Annotated in this window: 20 protein-coding genes and 1 riboswitch; of the genes, 9 read left to right on the top strand and 11 right to left on the bottom strand. The window is 38.9% G+C overall.

All coding sequences use genetic code 11. From position 1 onward, the window contains the following. Positions 1-26 precede the first annotated feature (26 nt). The 5 genes from rluB to RMB03_RS14150 form a co-directional block, all read right to left on the bottom strand. Positions 27-950 carry a 23S rRNA pseudouridine(2605) synthase RluB gene (rluB, locus tag RMB03_RS14130; protein WP_003653361.1) on the bottom strand — a complete coding sequence of 308 codons (924 nt, stop codon included), beginning with the start codon at positions 948-950 and terminating at the stop codon, positions 27-29. Positions 951-991: 41 nt separating this feature from the next. Further along, complete coding sequence (gene scpB, locus RMB03_RS14135) at positions 992-1585, bottom strand: SMC-Scp complex subunit ScpB (protein ID WP_004641560.1); 594 nt, start codon at positions 1583-1585, stop codon at positions 992-994. Next, positions 1582-2373 (bottom strand): segregation/condensation protein A, encoded by a 792-nt coding sequence (locus RMB03_RS14140; RefSeq protein WP_311076674.1) that lies wholly within the window; start codon positions 2371-2373, stop codon positions 1582-1584. The genes scpB and RMB03_RS14140 overlap by 4 nt, the downstream gene beginning before the upstream one ends. A 224-nt stretch (positions 2374-2597) precedes the next feature. Further along, complete coding sequence (locus tag RMB03_RS14145; RefSeq protein ID WP_003653356.1) at positions 2598-3215, bottom strand: L-threonylcarbamoyladenylate synthase; 618 nt, start codon at positions 3213-3215, stop codon at positions 2598-2600. 90 nt (positions 3216-3305) lie between these two features. Then, positions 3306-3968: an elongation factor P hydroxylase gene (locus RMB03_RS14150; protein WP_311076675.1), complete on the bottom strand. Its 663-nt coding sequence runs from the start codon at positions 3966-3968 to the stop codon at positions 3306-3308. A 96-nt stretch (positions 3969-4064) separates the two neighbouring features. Between RMB03_RS14150 and RMB03_RS14155 the strand changes: the two genes are divergently transcribed. From RMB03_RS14155 to lysM, 6 genes are all read left to right on the top strand, one after another. Continuing rightward, a complete protein-coding gene (locus tag RMB03_RS14155) occupies positions 4065-4625 on the top strand; it encodes a DUF177 domain-containing protein (RefSeq protein ID WP_003653352.1) in 561 nt (186 codons plus the stop codon). Positions 4626-4699: 74 nt separating this feature from the next. After that, complete coding sequence (rpmF, locus tag RMB03_RS14160) at positions 4700-4885, top strand: 50S ribosomal protein L32 (protein WP_000290730.1); 186 nt, start codon at positions 4700-4702, stop codon at positions 4883-4885. Positions 4886-5036: 151 nt separating this feature from the next. Then, positions 5037-6023: an ACP S-malonyltransferase gene (gene fabD, locus RMB03_RS14165; protein WP_005042715.1), complete on the top strand. Its 987-nt coding sequence runs from the start codon at positions 5037-5039 to the stop codon at positions 6021-6023. Next, a complete protein-coding gene (fabG, locus tag RMB03_RS14170; protein ID WP_311076676.1) occupies positions 6020-6754 on the top strand; it encodes a 3-oxoacyl-ACP reductase FabG in 735 nt (244 codons plus the stop codon). Before fabD ends, fabG begins: the two co-directional genes overlap by 4 nt. A gap of 83 nt (positions 6755-6837) precedes the next feature. After that, a complete protein-coding gene (gene acpP, locus RMB03_RS14175) occupies positions 6838-7074 on the top strand; it encodes an acyl carrier protein (RefSeq protein WP_004641570.1) in 237 nt (78 codons plus the stop codon). A 185-nt stretch (positions 7075-7259) separates the two neighbouring features. Then, entirely contained in the window at positions 7260-7733 is a 474-nt protein-coding gene (gene lysM, locus RMB03_RS14180) for a peptidoglycan-binding protein LysM (protein WP_311076677.1), read from the top strand. Positions 7734-7776: 43 nt separating this feature from the next. Here lysM and RMB03_RS14185 read toward each other — a convergent pair whose 3' ends face one another. After that, positions 7777-8544 carry a hydroxymethylpyrimidine/phosphomethylpyrimidine kinase gene (locus tag RMB03_RS14185; protein WP_311076678.1) on the bottom strand — a complete coding sequence of 256 codons (768 nt, stop codon included), beginning with the start codon at positions 8542-8544 and terminating at the stop codon, positions 7777-7779. Positions 8545-8641: 97 nt separating this feature from the next. Between RMB03_RS14185 and RMB03_RS14190 the strand changes: the two genes are divergently transcribed. Next, positions 8642-9316: an HAD-IA family hydrolase gene (locus tag RMB03_RS14190; protein ID WP_311076679.1), complete on the top strand. Its 675-nt coding sequence runs from the start codon at positions 8642-8644 to the stop codon at positions 9314-9316. Positions 9317-9374: 58 nt separating this feature from the next. Here the strand turns inward: RMB03_RS14190 and ribB are convergent, their stop codons facing one another. Continuing rightward, a complete protein-coding gene (gene ribB, locus RMB03_RS14195; RefSeq protein ID WP_017392282.1) occupies positions 9375-10034 on the bottom strand; it encodes a 3,4-dihydroxy-2-butanone-4-phosphate synthase in 660 nt (219 codons plus the stop codon). A 90-nt stretch (positions 10035-10124) separates the two neighbouring features. Beyond that, positions 10125-10275, bottom strand: a riboswitch (FMN riboswitch). A 176-nt stretch (positions 10276-10451) separates the two neighbouring features. Between ribB and RMB03_RS14200 the strand changes: the two genes are divergently transcribed. Both RMB03_RS14200 and RMB03_RS14205 read left to right on the top strand, forming a co-directional pair. Beyond that, on the top strand, positions 10452-12233 hold the full coding sequence (locus tag RMB03_RS14200; RefSeq protein WP_311076680.1) for a DUF2157 domain-containing protein: 1782 nt from the start codon (positions 10452-10454) through the stop codon (positions 12231-12233). After that, on the top strand, positions 12233-12784 hold the full coding sequence (locus RMB03_RS14205) for a GDYXXLXY domain-containing protein (protein WP_311076681.1): 552 nt from the start codon (positions 12233-12235) through the stop codon (positions 12782-12784). Before RMB03_RS14200 ends, RMB03_RS14205 begins: the two co-directional genes overlap by 1 nt. A 56-nt stretch (positions 12785-12840) precedes the next feature. Here the strand turns inward: RMB03_RS14205 and panD are convergent, their stop codons facing one another. From panD to RMB03_RS14225, 4 genes are all read right to left on the bottom strand, one after another. Then, positions 12841-13221: an aspartate 1-decarboxylase gene (gene panD, locus RMB03_RS14210; protein ID WP_002120296.1), complete on the bottom strand. Its 381-nt coding sequence runs from the start codon at positions 13219-13221 to the stop codon at positions 12841-12843. Positions 13222-13352: 131 nt separating this feature from the next. Next, positions 13353-13934, bottom strand: coding sequence for an aminoacyl-tRNA hydrolase (pth, locus tag RMB03_RS14215; protein ID WP_003653332.1), 582 nt, complete (start codon positions 13932-13934; stop codon positions 13353-13355). Between the two features lie 20 nt (positions 13935-13954). After that, entirely contained in the window at positions 13955-14251 is a 297-nt protein-coding gene (rplY, locus tag RMB03_RS14220; RefSeq protein ID WP_004641581.1) for a 50S ribosomal protein L25, read from the bottom strand. 95 nt (positions 14252-14346) lie between these two features. Next, the gene (locus RMB03_RS14225) at positions 14347-15297 is read right to left on the bottom strand and encodes a ribose-phosphate pyrophosphokinase (protein WP_003653329.1); all 951 of its coding nucleotides are present in this window, start codon (positions 15295-15297) and stop codon (positions 14347-14349) included. Between the last annotated feature and the right edge of the window lie 91 nt (positions 15298-15388).

A 15388-nucleotide genomic window follows, 5' to 3' on the forward strand; every position in this document is an offset into this window, starting at 1 on the left:
GGTTTTTTTATACATTATTTAATATTTTAGAATTTCTTAGAACCACGGTTAAAACCAGTCGATTTGCGTTGGTTACCAGTATTCACAGGAGCTTCTTTTTCATCATCGCGACGTTGTTGACGCAAGAAACCGCCACGACGAGCTGCCATTGGTTTTTCAGTCATACGGTCAGTACGACGTTTTGCCATACCAAATAAACCTGTACCTTGACGTGGTTTTAATTCAACTGATTTCGCTAGATTGTCGATGTCAGTTTTATCGAGTTCCATCCAGCGGCCTGTACGTAATTCGCGTGGTAAAATAACTGTACCGTAGCGCGTACGCAATAAGCGGCTTACTTTAAGTTCTTGTGATTCAAAAATACGACGAACCTCACGGTTACGACCTTCTTTCACCACTACTTGGTACCAGCGGTTAATACCTTCACCACCAATTTCCGAGAAAGACTCAAATTTAGCTGGACCATCTTCAAGCTCTACACCAGTTACCATTTTTTGGCGTATTTTAGGCGTTACTTCACCCATAACTCGAACAGCATATTCACGTTCAATTTCATTTGATGGGTGCATTAAGCGGTTAGCAAGCTCACCATCATTTGTAAACAACAATAAACCAGTACTGTTAATATCTAGACGACCTACCATTACCCAGCGGTCATTTGCAATTTGTGGTAAATGATCAAATACGGTTGGGCGTTTTTCAGGATCATTACGTGAACAGATTTCGCCCTCTGGCTTATAGTAAATCAATACACGACGACGAATTTCGTCTTCAATTTGAAACTGAACTTTACGGCCATCAATGCGTAATTCATCGCCTGGTTCAATGCGCTCACCCACTTGGGCAACACGGCCGTTCACACTCACGCGTCCTGCGGCAATAACCTCTTCCATATATCGGCGGGAACCTAATCCGATCCGCGCTAATACTTTTTGCAATTTTTCACTCATGACAGCACAACCTTAGACATAATGATCAACAGTCCACCTCTTTATGATTTCGGTGCATTTGCATCGAGAGCCATAAAGGCTTCCTTGGCGTTCTGTAGGGGAGGCAATTGGCCTAGCGAAGCTAGACCAAAAGCATTCAGAAACTGAGGCGTTGTAATTAGCAACGCAGGTCTTCCGGGTAAATCTCTAAAACCGGCTTCTTTAATCCAGTTCCAGTCAAATAGTGTTCTAAGAATCTGACTATTATTAGACACACCACGAATTTGTTCAATATCAGCACGGGTAACCGGTTGATGATAAGCAATGACAGCCAGTGTTTCTAGTAATGAAGGCGACAGTTTTGTTGGTCGCTCTGGCCATATTTGCGCAATAATACTACGATATTTAGATCTTACCTGAAAGCGAAACCCTTGCGCTGTTTCAATCAACTCAATAGATCGACCATGTTGTAATAGCGCGAGCTGTTGTAAAAGTTGACGAAGCTGTTGTTTATTATACTGATTATTAAATGCTTCTTTTAAACGGGCAATTGAAACAGGTGCTTCACTGGCAAAAATAATTGCTTCAAGTTGTAATAAGACTTCGTGATGAATGTCAGCTAATGACAAATCACTATTATTTTGTTCAAAGCTCATATTGAAGATCCTTGAATTGCTAGGGGAGCTTCAATACCAGATGCAATAATTTTAACTCGCTGTTGTCGGGTTAACTCTAAAACAGCCATAAAAGTCACAACCATTCCCATGCGACCTTGCACAGGATTGAGTAATTCTTTAAAACTTAACACGTCACCAGACTCTAATTTCTCTTCAATATATGCAATGCGTTCTTCTAGTAATACAGGCTCTTGAGCCACGACATGAATAACGGGTTCTGGGCGATTAAATACACAGAACAACGCATCATGTAATGCTGAAATATCATAGCCTTCATAAACAGGAGCAATATGACCTAAGCTTACATTTGCACTGAATGTATCACGCTCAAGAATTGGCATTTGACCTAAACGCTCAGCCGCTTGCTTAATGCGTAGATAGGTTTCAAGTCGATCAATAAGTTCCTGTTTAGGATCTTTTTCAATACTTATAATCGTAGGTTTTGGCAAAAGTAGACGAGATTTCAGGTCAGCCAATAAAGCTGCCATCACCATATAATCAGCGGTTAGCTCAATATTTAACGACTTCATACTATCCATATAGGTTAAATATTGAGTTGCTATGGGAGCAATATCGACTTGAATTAAATCAAAACCGTTTTTTTGAATCAGATAAATTAAAAAATCTAGTGGACCTTCAAACTGTTCGAGCAAAATCTCAAATGCAGCAGGAGGTATATAGAGATCTTCAGGAATTTTGTCATGCCACTCATCTAAAACACGGATGTGTGGAGCGTCTTCCATGGATTGATGAAGTGATTGATTCATTACGATTATAAGCCACGCGAATTTTCAAAAGCATGAGACTTGTTATTCAAGTCAAAGAGAGCTGTAAATAGAAGAACAGCAGATAGTGGAAATCATTCTAAATGAATTGTGCCTTTTAATAAATTACTTAACGACTAAAGTGTAAAAAAAATCCAAAATAAATAAAGAGTATTTTTTTGAGTGATAATACTTTTTTTAAAACTATTGGTAAAAAATGTAAGTGCTTATTCAAAAGCACTTACATCGCCAATACCACGGCGAATAATTTCAGGATGTTCACCCGATAAATCAACAATACTTGTGCTTGTTAAAGTACCAAAACCACCATCAATAAATACATCAATTCGTTTATCTAATTGATTTTCAATATCGTATGGATCGTCTAGGGGATCTTCTTGTCCTGGTAAAATTAATGTACTGGTGAGTAGCGGTTCACCAAGTTCTTTTAATAGAGCCTGACAAATTGGGTTACTTGGAATACGTAAGCCGATGGTTTTCTTTTTAGGGTGCATTAACCTACGAGGAACTTCACTGGTTGCAGGTAAAATGAAAGTCGTAATGGCTGGGGTATTTGCTTTCAATAAACGATAAGTTGCATTATCAACTTTTGCATAAGTTGCAATATCAGATAAATCACAGCACATAATGGCATATTGGTGCTTCGGCCCTAAACCGCGAATCTGCGCAATACGTTCCATAGCATTTTTATTACCGATTTGACAGCCAATTGCGTAGGCAGCATCGGTAGGGTAAACCACAACATCTCCGGCACGAATGCGTTCAACCGCTTGGCTAATGAGGCGTTGCTGTGGATTTTCAGGATGTACATGTAAATGCATCATATTTTGGAGACTCCATCACGCCAGTGTTAAAAATAATTATTAGGCTTTTTAAATGAACTAGACAAGTAGTGAACGTAGTTTTTTTGTCAATTAATCAAGGAGTTCACGTTTGAATTCATTTAATTGTAATGGTGTACCCGAACGTGTACATTGGCAAATAAAACCAATAAATGCTGCTGCATCACGTGGCAACTTAGCCTCACTTGAAAAGTAACGTTGTACTTGAGCATAAACATTATCTTTAAATATTTTGCCATCTCCGCCATCACCTGTCAGGTTGTCAAGCGAAACTCTAAACTTTCTACCAAACGACTGAGAGAACAACCATTCAATTGCCTGCGGTTTAATTTCTACTTGTTCAAATAAACTTTGTTGCTCTTGAGTCCGACCATCAGGTGCATACCAATATCCTAAATCAGGTAATAGGCGGCGTTTTTCACCAGCAATCGACCAATGACTGATTTCGTGAAGGGCGCTATTAAAAAAACCATGGGCGAATTGGATTTTAGCTGGACCCTGATTTGTTGCCGGGAAATATTCTGGTTCAAAATCTCCACGAACTAATGTCACATTATGGTGGGAAAACCAGTGATTAAAGTGTAAAATAAGCCAATCGACTTGCTCAGACTCTGATTTTGAGCTTGACCATGGTGAGAGTTGCACCGTGTCAGGTACAAGTGTTGTCTGGTCAGTTGAATGGGTGCAAACGAGTAATGAAGAGTTAACTTCAGGTTGCGGCTGCAACAGGTGCATTGCTTAATTTACCCCGAGTTCTGTCTAAAGAAGTGCAAAATTGTATCTTAATCTTTGACAGAGTACCGATGAATTTGTAGAATTGCCGCCTTAATTATGTCAGCAAATACCTTTCCGGCACAGATTGAGCCGTTTAAATGGGCTGAACAAGGCTTTACATGGTCAGGTAAACTGCCCCTGTCTCGCTTTGCTCGTATCGCTCGTGAAGCTGTTGGATCAATTGATAACCAATTGATCAACATAGACTGTAAGCTATCAATGGATGCATATCATCGCATTGTGTGGATGGATGGTCATATGGACACGAAAGTTCCAATGGAGTGCCAACGTTGTTTGGAACCTGTTGAAATGCCTCTTGTCTTAGACTTTCATATTGCATTAATGGATGATGAGTCACTGATAGAGCGCTTGGATGAGGATGCTGATTTCATCGTTTTAGGTGAAAGTGAGTTTACGACGAAAGGTGATTATGATACGCCAGCCTCGATTAACTTGCTCGCACTACTAGAAGATGAACTGTTATTGTTGGTGCCTTTATCTCCCAAGCATGATGCTTGTGAAAATAAACATCAACCTACCATTCAAAATGTTGTTGAAGAAAAACGGGATAATCCGTTTGATGTTTTGGCAGGTTTGAAGGGTAAACTTAACTCATAATTTGTGATATAATTGTGAGATAAGACAACTGAATTTGTTCTGATCCATTTTTTCGATCTTTGTAAGGAGCCATCATGGCCGTTCAGCAAAACCGTAAAAGTCGCTCTCGCCGTGACATGCGCCGTTCACATGACGCTTTAACCGAGAATGCATTAACAGTAGACCAAGCAACTGGTGAGACTCATCGTCGTCACCACGTTACTAAAGACGGTTTCTACCGTGGTCGTCAATTATTCGCTAAAGCAGCTGATGCTGAATAATTGTATGATATGCATTAAGCGTGATGCTTAAGTATAGAAAAAATGGGAGCGAAAGCTCCCTTTTTTTGTTGTTTTTCGCAATTATAAAAATATAAATAACATGTTAAATTTCCGCTCCAGAAATGAGTGAAAACCCAAAAAAGGATTTCTTATGTCTGCTAAACGTCTTGAACAAGTAGCTTTAGCCACAAAAACTGCGTTTGTGTTTCCAGGTCAAGGTTCACAAAAAGTCGGTATGCTTGCTGAACTAGCAGAACAGTTTAGTGGGGTTGGGCAAACCTTTGCTGAAGCTTCAGATGCGCTTGGATTCGATCTGTGGCATATTGCGCAAAGTGGTGAAGGCCTCAACCAAACAGAAAATACCCAACCTGTGTTATTAACTGCCAGTATCGCTCTATGGCGTGTATGGCTTGATTTAGGCGGTCTGGCACCTAAGTATCTTGCAGGACATTCTCTAGGTGAATACAGTGCTTTGGTTGCTGCAGAATCTATGAGCTTGGCAGATGCAGTGAAACTAGTGAATTTGCGTGGGAAACTCATGCAAAGTGCTGTTCCTCAAGGGGAAGGGGCTATGGCTGCAATCCTTGGTTTGGCTGATGAAAAAGTGGTTGAACTTTGCCAAATCGTGAATGCAGAAGGTCAAGGTTCAGTAGAAGCTGCAAACTATAATTCACAAGGCCAAGTCGTGATTGCTGGAAGTACAGCATCTGTACAACAAGTGATGGCTTTGGCAAAAGAGCAGTCTGCTAAAGCAATTGCTTTACCTGTGTCGGTTCCTTCGCATTGTTCATTGATGAAACCTGCTGCTGAAAAATTTGCAGAAGCTTTGGAACAAACTGCCATTGAGCTGCCTACCATTCCTGTAATACAAAATGTCAACGCGGGAATAGCTACCGATGTTGCTCAATTGCGTCAGGCGTTAACTGCTCAATTGTACCAATCTGTACAATGGACAGACACGATGCAGTTTTTACAAGACCAAGGTATTCACTACGTTGTTGAGTGTGGGCCTGGTACAGTATTGAGTAATCTCGCGAAGCGTTTACCAAATATAGAAAAAGCTTTTGCTATTGATAGCAAGAGTAAAATGGAAGATGCCCTAAATGCTGTTTTAGTGGCAGAAGGAAAAATTGCATGACACAAGAACGCAAAGTTGCATTAGTAACGGGCGCGAGTCGGGGCATTGGCGCTGCAATTGCCCAGCAACTTATTCAAGACGGTTATTTTGTTGTAGGTACTGCGACATCTGAATCTGGTGCACAAAAGTTAAGTGAAAGCTTTGGTGAGCAAGGTGCAGGTTTAGCTCTCGATGTGCGTAATCTCGATGAGATTGAAGCAGTCGTTTCTCATATTGAACAGAACTATGGCCCTGTGCTTATTTTGGTTAATAATGCGGGTATCACGAAAGACAATTTATTGCTACGTATGTCAGAAGATGATTGGGATGACATTCTCAACATTCACCTTAAAGCTGTATATCGTTTATCTAAACGTGTGCTTAAAGGTATGACAAAAGCGCGCTTTGGCCGCATTATTAATATTAGTTCTGTTGTTGCGCATTTTGCAAACCCAGGTCAGGCGAACTACTCTGCTGCAAAAGCAGGTATTGAAGCGTTTAGCCGTAGTCTTGCAAAAGAGATGGGTAGCCGCCAAATCACTGTGAACAGTGTGGCACCAGGCTTCATTGCAACAGAAATGACAGATGCACTTAGTGAAGAAATTCGCAAAAAAATGAGTGATCAAGTGGCTTTAAATCGCTTAGGTGAGCCACAAGATATCGCAAATGTGGTGAGTTTCCTTGCAAGTGATAAAGCAGGTTACATTACCGGTACGGTATTACATGTAAATGGTGGTTTATACATGGCCTAGGGCTAATGTATAACTTTTAAAAATTTTTATATTCAATTAAACTAGTGGCAAATCAAACGCCACGAGCAATGAGGAGAATTCCTGTGAGCGATATCGAACTACGCGTTAAGCAAGCAGTTGCAGAACAACTTGGTCTTAAAGCTGAAGAGATTAAAAACGAAGCATCTTTTATGGATGACTTAGGTGCTGACTCTTTAGATTTAGTTGAACTTGTAATGTCTTTCGAAAACGACTTCGACATCACTATCCCTGATGAAGATTCAAACGAAATCACTACAGTTCAATCTGCAATTGACTATGTAACTAAAAAACTTGGTTAATTCGCATATTGCTGAATAAAAAGAAGGCCACCGTAAGGTGGCTTTTTTTATTTGAGTAAAATAAAAGAGATACATATTTTTACAAGATCAACCTCAATTGATAGCAGAGGCTTATCTTTTTTGAAGTATAACAATAAGGGTCAGTTTAATGACTTTACTATAAACAATAATATGAGGACTAAAAGATGGGTCTTTTTGATTTTGTAAAAGGTATTGGTAAGAAAAATACCGCACCAGCAGAACCACAACCAGCTCCGGCAACACCAGCAGAACCTTCTGCACAAGAAATCGCAAATAAATTATTAGGATTAATTAAAAGCTTAGGCCTAGGGGTAGAGGGCTTATCTGTAACGTATAATGGTGCAACTGATACCGCAATCATTAAAGGACAGGTAAAAAGCCAAGCGGATAAAGAGAAAATTATTCTTATTGTTGGGAATATTGATCATGTTGCACAAGTAGATGATCAAATGACCGTTGAAACTCCTGAACCAGAAAGTAAATTCTACACAGTAAAATCTGGTGATAACCTTTCAAAAATTGCGAAAGAATTTTACGGTGATGCAAATCAGTATCCAAAAATCTTTGAAGCAAACAAACCAATGCTTAAAGATCCAGATGAAATCTTCCCAGGACAGGTTTTACGTATTCCTCAATAATTGAGGGGAATAAAAAAGGCGCTTTTAGCGCCTTTTTTTCTTTTTAGAATCTTTTTGGTATTTTTTGCCCATTTGCTACCGGAGTCTCGGCGTTCTTTAAAACACCAAATAACCATGTTTCGGCATGCTGTACCGCAATTTTTAAAGAATCACCTAAAGCCAAACGACCAGCAATAAAACTGGCTAAAGAACAACCTGAACCGTGATACTCACCGTCTAAGCGGGGGCAACTACTACTCGCTGCAAGTTCACCATTAATATATAAACTATTTTTAATATAATCTGGTGTATCTTCGTGTCCACCTTTGACTAAAACAGCTTTTGCGCCCATTTCAAATAGCTTTTGCGTTGCTTGTTCTAAGTCATCGATGCCCGTGAGAGCACGTAATTCGACTGTATTTGGAGTAATAATAGTGGCTAGGGGAATAAGCTCAACGAAAGCTTTGACAAGAGTTGCTTGATCACCTAAAGAACCCCCGCTGTTTGCCACCAAAACAGGATCGAGTACATATTGATATTCTGGATGGGCGCGAAGAAATTCAGCGAGAGCAGCAATGTTATCTGTGGTGCCAAGCATGCCTGACTTAACGCATTTAATGGGCAAATCATCTACAACTGCATTTGCTTGAGCTAATAATAGTTCTTTTGAGGTTGCTTCGAAGCCAAATACTTGTTGTGAGTTTTGTATGGTGAGGGCTGTACATGTAATGGCTGCATGAGCACCACTTTGTCCAATCGCTTCAATATCAGCTTGTAAACCTGCACCACCTGAAGGGTCTAAACCCGAGAAACAAAGTACGGTTGGACGCACGGTTATTTCCTTTTCAATTTAAATTTACGTTAGTATAAGAGAGTTTGATTAAACTCTCGACTAATTGAATTAAATACTTTACTGGGTTAATGATTGAATGGCTATAAAACATATTTTGATTGATTTGGATGGAACACTAACAGACCCAAAAGTTGGTATTCATACTTCAATTCGTTATGCAATGGATAAGTTGGGCTTTCCATTGGCTGCCGATTTAAATATTGACTGGACAATTGGGCCTCCTTTAAAAGCCTCATTAGCAAAACTATTAGCCACTCAAGATGATGCTTTGGCTGAACAAGCTTTACTTGCTTATCGTGAGCGTTTTTCAGTTACAGGTTTATTTGAAAATGAAGTATATCCATCAGTTGCGCAAACACTTAATGCATTGAAAGAAGATGGGTATCGTTTATTCGTCGCAACCGCTAAACCAACTATTTATGCGAAACGTATCTTAGATCATTTTGATTTAAGCCAATATTTTGTAAATATTTATGGTAGTGAGTTAACCGGGGAACGTACCAATAAAGCTGAACTTATTCATTATATTCTTGAACGTGAGCAATTAAACTCAGAAGAATGCTTAATGGTAGGTGACCGTCAATATGATGTTTTAGGTGCTCGCCACAATGGTATTGAGGCGGTCGTTGTGACTTATGGTTACGGAACACCAGAGGAACTTAAGCAAGTACAACCTAAAGCAATGATTACGCAATTTTCTGAACTTTTGAAATACGTCGAAGATCAGGCAACACAAAAGAAAGTATCTTAAATATTAGTAAATTTTAATTTGAAGGTTTGGCTTTTATCTAAAGCCAAACCTTTTTTATTTAAATACCGTGTTGTTGGCGGTATTGAACAAGTTCTTCAATTGTAATCACGGTTAAATGATGAGTTTGGGCATATGCCAAAACTTGAATACCTGATGCCATCGTGCCATCTGGGTTAGTTAATTCACATAACACACCAGCAGGTTTAAGCCCTGCTAGTCTTGCTAGATCAATTGTTCCCTCAGTATGACCTCGGCGAGTCAGTACTCCTCCAGTACGTGCACGTAAAGGAAAAACATGGCCCGGACGGTTAAGATCACTTGGAACAGCACCATCTTTAATTGCAGTTTGAATGGTAGTAACGCGGTCTTTAGCCGAAACACCAGTCGTAACACCTTGAGCTGCTTCAATAGTCACTGTAAAAGCGGTATGAAACTGGCTTGAGTTTTGAGAAACCATTGGTGGAAGTTCTAAATGATCTGCTAACTCTTCTGTCAGGCATAAACATACAATACCTGAGCCATCACGAATCATACGTGCCATTGTTTCAACAGTTAGAGTTTCGGCTGCAACAATTAAATCTGCTTCATTTTCACGATCGAAGTCATCCATAACCAAGACAGGTTTGCCTTGACGGATATCTTCTAATGCTTGTTGAATGCGTTGTTCAGCAGGAGAGAGGGCTGAGAAAAAAAGTTCTGGTTGAATTAAGCTAGACATAATGAAACGCTCTCGTAAAAATACGGTTGAACATTTCAGGACTGATGTAAAAACAGGCTGGCACTGAAATAAAACGGATTTATCCCAGTTCGTCGTCTTCTTTCATCCGGACTATACCGTCGGCTTTGGAGTTTCACCAAATCTGCTCAAATTATAAAATTTAAGCTCGTGGGCTTGTTAATCTATCAATAAAAATTAACTTTACCACCGGTGGGGAATTACACCCCGCCCTGAAGCGATGGGTTTTATTATAGCGCGCTGGATAAAATTGACTAGATGCTTTTGTAGAATGCTAAGTTTCTTTATGAATAAGTATTTTCATAAATGGAAATAAGCTTTTTAACAAGAGCTTACTTGTTGATATGAAAATGGAATGCTATGTTTTTTATAGAAAATTATAAATAAAATAGGTGTTTCATGCAGATAAGAGATGATTATCCCCTTAGGAATACTTTATTTATTCAGCATCTCCATATTTTTAGTTATGTATTTATGGCGGTCAGTATTCTTTATTTAATTGCTGCTAATTGGTTAATGCTTCCAGACAGCATTCAGCTAGCCATCCCACCACTTATATTACTTGTGACAGCATGGATCAGCGTAAAAGATACCTTAAGTGAAGGAGTTAGGCAGACTTTACATGGTATTTGCGGCTTGATGGTAGGCTTAAGTTTGGCTGTAATCGGCCAGGTCTATCAAACTGGAGCAGACAGTTATTTACTTTTCCTGATTTGGACATTGCTGTTATTACCTTGGCTATATCGACCCAATATTGGAATCTTTGCTTTAATTTGTATTACTAGCCAACTTACACTTTTTTTATTTTTTAAGCAGACCTTTTGGTTAGAAAAGTTTCCTTATTTATATCTGTTTGCTTTAAATTTATTAAGCCTTATAGAATTTTGGGTATGTATCAAGAAGTATCGTGCTTTACGTTTCATCTTTATCGCTTGGTTTGCAGTCATTTCAATCATTGGAATGATCCAATATTTATCTGGTGAAAATATTCCTTATCTGATCTCGGCTTTCTTTTCAGGAATAATCGGTTTTTATTATTTCTTCAAAAAAGATGATCAATTATGTGCCAGCTTGATGGCCGCTGTTCTTGGTGTGACTGCAACAATATGGCTTGTAGATAGGATCAATGACTTATTTAAAGATTCAAATGAGTTCATTTTTTTATTCATTGCAGGCATTATTTTTATCTGGTTTGCGCTGATTAGTTATTTTTTAATAAAAATTTTTCGTCAAAGCCGCTTTTATATAATTCCTTTAGCTATTGGAGCTTGGCTTGCTGGCCTAGCACTCGCGGCTTTTACATTAGTATTTTGGGAGGCTGTTTCTTTAATTATTGGAGTTATTTTTGTTTGTATAGCTTCTATTTTATTGAAAAAATCTCAACACTACTTTTTTCGGCAATTTGCCTATTGTTTATTCATAAGTGGTCAGACTGCTTTTTTGTTTCATCTAGAGTCTGAAACAGATCAGATGTTATGGGTGCTAATAGCACAGATTTTTATTCTCTGTATAAGTTATTTTTTTAAACCCCATTGGTTCTTTATTTTAATTCAAATGCTCGCTACTTATGGCATAGCATTTATTTACTTACTACAAATGGACCATTCATTATGGTCAGTAAACTCCACTCAGACTTATTTAAATTTAACCCTGCTCAGCTATTTTGTTTTTAGTTTGGTGTTCTTGCCAAAGGCTAAATCGATAGTTCAATATGAGCGTAGTATCTATTTATGTGTGCTTGCGGTAGTTGTGGTAGCTTCTTTCTTTGATACTTTTATGGGACTGGTTCTAGATAGTTCGGAAGATCGGCAGATATGGATTTTCTATTTATTACCTAGTCTTTGGTTGCTTTGCTTTAGTATTTTTTATTTGTATAAGCAGTTGCATGGAGTAGTGTTTTTCGCATTCTTGCTTTTTGGTGTATTGCTCATTGCACTTGGCTATTTTGAAGTTTTCATTTTATTTATCATTCTAACATGGGCGATAAAAAAGAAAGATTATATTGTTTATGGTGTCACTCTAGTAGTATTTGTTTTATTACTTTGGCAGCTTTATTACAACTTACAAATAACTTTTTTGGCAAAGAGTGCATCGATTTTGATTTCTGGTCTTGTTCTATGGGCTTTATATTGGTTGCTCCACCAAGAAAATCAACGCAATCTTATTGAAGGAGAAAAATAATGAAGAAATATTTTTCTCTTATTCTGGCTATAGCTACCACATTATTTTTTGTGGGATTGATAGCGAAAAATGAATGGCATCTGCATCATAGTAAAAGTATTTTCATTGAGCTTAAGCCAGTTGATCCACGTTCAATTTTACAAGGTGACTATATGGCATTGGCTTATGAGTTAAATTTGCAAACTCCTAAACCTCTTGCTGAAAAAGAAAATGAAACTCTAAATCAGAGAATCTTTAATTATGCATCTATTCACGCAAAAGTTAGTTTGGATTCACACAATAAAGTAATCCGTACTATTTTAGAACCTAACAATTTATCTGCTGAGCAGAGCATAATTTTAAAAAATCCTGAAAACCGATATCAAGCTTTATATCCTGCATCTCGGAGTTTCTTATTTGCCGAAGGTCTAGCTCAATGCTATCAGAAAGCAAAATATGCTGAATTTAAGGTAAATACAAAAGGAGAGGCGATTCTGTTTGATTTACGAGGAGAGCAGCTTCAACCATTAAATTGCAAACAGCAAAAGAATTGGTGGGACGGAACGATTTAGGATTTATAAAATTATAAAAGCCCGTCAATGCGGGCTTTTTTTATTCTTAGAATAAATTAGGCAACTTGAACAGGAATACAATTCGCTGTGTGGTTGACTGTATTATTTGGATTAGCATAGACCAAACGTGGCTTATGAATATTTGCTTCAGCTTCAGTAAAATCACCAAATGTAGCAATAATCACTAAATCACCGACATCTGCTTGATGTGCAGCGCCACCATTTACTGAAATAATTCCAGAATTATCTTCACCACGAATCGCATAGGTCGTGAAGCGTTTGCCATTGGTTACATTCCAAACATGAATTTCTTCATATTCACGAATACCAGCTAAGTCCATCAATACGCCATCAATTGCACAAGAACCTTCATAGTGAAGTTCAGCATGGGTTACAACTGCGCGGTGAATTTTGCATTTTAATAAACGAGATAGCATGGCTAGCGTCTCCTGAGTAGACCTAAGAGTAAGATCTTATGGTGAAATCTTTAGCTTTTGCTGTTGGCAAAGTGGCTGATGCGCATTTTGCTCCTAAAAAAGCAAGATAGCAAGCTTGATTGTTCAACAATTTAAGTTGGTTTATACGCATTAATTTGATTCATGGCCTGTGGAACTTGTCCTTGAACAAGTAATTTTACTTTAGAAAGGGCATGATCAATTGCTGCATCCATCAGACTTTGTTCACTACTTGGTGCTTTCCCAAGTACATGACCTGAAACTCGCTCTTTTGAGCCAGGATGTCCGATACCAATACGTAAACGATGAAAATTTGGACCAATATGAGGGACAATGTCACGTAAACCGTTATGACCACCATGTCCTCCGCCTGTTTTTAGACGAATTACACCAGGGTTCATATCAAGTTCATCATGAGCAATCAAAATTGCTTCAGGAGCAATTTGATAAAATTTTGCAAATGGAACTACACTTTGTCCAGAACGGTTCATAAATGTAGTGGGTAGAAGTAGACGGACATCGTGTCCTTCTATATTACCACGTCCGCTGATTCCGTGAAATTTTGGATCATTTTTTAATGTAATGCCATATTTATTAGCAAGCTGTTCAATGAACCAAAAGCCTGCATTATGGCGGGTTTGGGCATATTCTGAACCAGGATTGCCCAAACCAACAATTAGCGAAATATTTGACACTAATCTACGCCTTTCAACACTTATGCGCGTTTGAAGTCAGCGTGCATAGGAGTGTTTTTAGCTGGGTGACGTTGTAACGCTTGGATTTTAACGTTTTCAACTTTGTCGCCAACTTGGATTTCTATAACTTCTTCAAAGAAAGCATTGTTTTCTAAAGCTTTTACAAGCTGACGAAGTTCTAAAGTAATAGCTACAGGCTCAGCATTGCCACCATAAATGATAGCTGGAATTAATGCTTCGTGACGAAGGCGGCGGCTCGCACCTTTCCCTTGTTTGTCTTCAGCACGCGCTTGAGCGTTTAATACGAAGTTTGACATGAGTAAATCCTCATTAAAGTTAAATAGACTAAACTTGCGACCAGTTTAGTGATAGAAAACCCCAGCCAAGGCCAGGGTTCATAAAAGCTGCGGTATTATAAACTATCGAACATCGCACTGATAGATTCTTCGTTATTAATACGACGAATCGTTTCAGCAACCATGCTAGCAACAGAAACCTGACGGATTTTGCCCAAGGTTAATGCTTCTTCAGAAAGAGGAATAGTGTCAGTGACAACTAATTCATCAATAACTGAATTACGTAAGTTTTCAATAGCCTTGCCAGAAAGTACAGGGTGAGTTGCGTATGCAACTACACGGCGTGCACCAAATTGCTTAAGCGCATCAGCTGCTTTACACAATGTACCGGCAGTATCAACCATGTCATCTACGATAACGCAATCACGATCTTTTACGTCACCAATTAAATGCATAACTTGCGATTCATTGGCTTTTTGACGACGTTTATCAATAATTGCTAAATCGATGTCACCCATCTGTTTGGCAACAGCACGAGCACGTACTACGCCACCAACGTCAGGAGAAACCACCATAAGGTTATCATGCGATTGTTGACGTAAGTCAGCAAGCAAAGCAGGAGTACCATAGATGTTGTCGACTGGAATATCGAAGAAACCCTGAATTTGGTCAGCATGTAAGTCAATCATTACGACACGATCAATACCAACAGTGGTAAGCATGTCTGCAACAACTTTAGCTGTAATCGGCACACGTGCAGAACGTGGGCGACGGTCTTGGCGAGCATAACCAAAATACGGGATAACGGCTGTAATACGACCAGCACTTGCACGACGCAAAGCATCTGCCATAACCAAGATTTCCATAAGGTTATCATTGGTAGGGGCACAAGTAGGCTGAACGATAAATACGTCTTTACCACGAACATTTTCAGTAATTTCTACTGAAATTTCTCCATCAGAAAAGTGACCGACTGATGCAGCACCTAGAGGGATATGTAAGTGACTTACGACTTTTTGAGCGAACTGTGGATGAGCATTTCCACTAAAAACGACAAGATTGGGCATGAAGCACCCTTGGCGGTTGGTATGTAATTAAATAGATGGCAGGGGCGGCTGGATTCGAACCAACGGATGCCGAGATCAAAACCCGGTGCCT

Origin of the sequence: Acinetobacter sp. V91_7, assembly GCF_031799075.1 — a bacterium.
Classification (GTDB): Bacteria; Pseudomonadota; Gammaproteobacteria; order Pseudomonadales; family Moraxellaceae; genus Acinetobacter; species Acinetobacter calcoaceticus.

What these genes read in the sequence shown, in the direction of transcription:
- scpB (WP_004641560.1), bottom strand. Translation starts at nt 1,585, where the DNA reads ATGAGCTTTGAACAAAATAATAGTGATTTGTCATTAGCTGACATTCAT.
- ribB (WP_017392282.1), bottom strand. Translation starts at nt 10,034, where the DNA reads ATGTCTAGCTTAATTCAACCAGAACTTTTTTTCTCAGCCCTCTCTCCT.
- RMB03_RS14205 (WP_311076681.1), top strand. Translation starts at nt 12,233, where the DNA reads ATGAAGAAATATTTTTCTCTTATTCTGGCTATAGCTACCACATTATTT.
- rluB (WP_003653361.1), bottom strand. Translation starts at nt 950, where the DNA reads ATGAGTGAAAAATTGCAAAAAGTATTAGCGCGGATCGGATTAGGTTCC.
- fabD (WP_005042715.1), top strand. Translation starts at nt 5,037, where the DNA reads ATGTCTGCTAAACGTCTTGAACAAGTAGCTTTAGCCACAAAAACTGCG.
- rplY (WP_004641581.1), bottom strand. Translation starts at nt 14,251, where the DNA reads ATGTCAAACTTCGTATTAAACGCTCAAGCGCGTGCTGAAGACAAACAA.
- RMB03_RS14150 (WP_311076675.1), bottom strand. Translation starts at nt 3,968, where the DNA reads ATGCACCTGTTGCAGCCGCAACCTGAAGTTAACTCTTCATTACTCGTT.
- RMB03_RS14140 (WP_311076674.1), bottom strand. Translation starts at nt 2,373, where the DNA reads ATGAATCAATCACTTCATCAATCCATGGAAGACGCTCCACACATCCGT.
- RMB03_RS14145 (WP_003653356.1), bottom strand. Translation starts at nt 3,215, where the DNA reads ATGATGCATTTACATGTACATCCTGAAAATCCACAGCAACGCCTCATT.
- RMB03_RS14225 (WP_003653329.1), bottom strand. Translation starts at nt 15,297, where the DNA reads ATGCCCAATCTTGTCGTTTTTAGTGGAAATGCTCATCCACAGTTCGCT.
- RMB03_RS14155 (WP_003653352.1), top strand. Translation starts at nt 4,065, where the DNA reads ATGTCAGCAAATACCTTTCCGGCACAGATTGAGCCGTTTAAATGGGCT.
- RMB03_RS14200 (WP_311076680.1), top strand. Translation starts at nt 10,452, where the DNA reads ATGCAGATAAGAGATGATTATCCCCTTAGGAATACTTTATTTATTCAG.
- panD (WP_002120296.1), bottom strand. Translation starts at nt 13,221, where the DNA reads ATGCTATCTCGTTTATTAAAATGCAAAATTCACCGCGCAGTTGTAACC.
- rpmF (WP_000290730.1), top strand. Translation starts at nt 4,700, where the DNA reads ATGGCCGTTCAGCAAAACCGTAAAAGTCGCTCTCGCCGTGACATGCGC.
- RMB03_RS14190 (WP_311076679.1), top strand. Translation starts at nt 8,642, where the DNA reads ATGGCTATAAAACATATTTTGATTGATTTGGATGGAACACTAACAGAC.
- fabG (WP_311076676.1), top strand. Translation starts at nt 6,020, where the DNA reads ATGACACAAGAACGCAAAGTTGCATTAGTAACGGGCGCGAGTCGGGGC.
- lysM (WP_311076677.1), top strand. Translation starts at nt 7,260, where the DNA reads ATGGGTCTTTTTGATTTTGTAAAAGGTATTGGTAAGAAAAATACCGCA.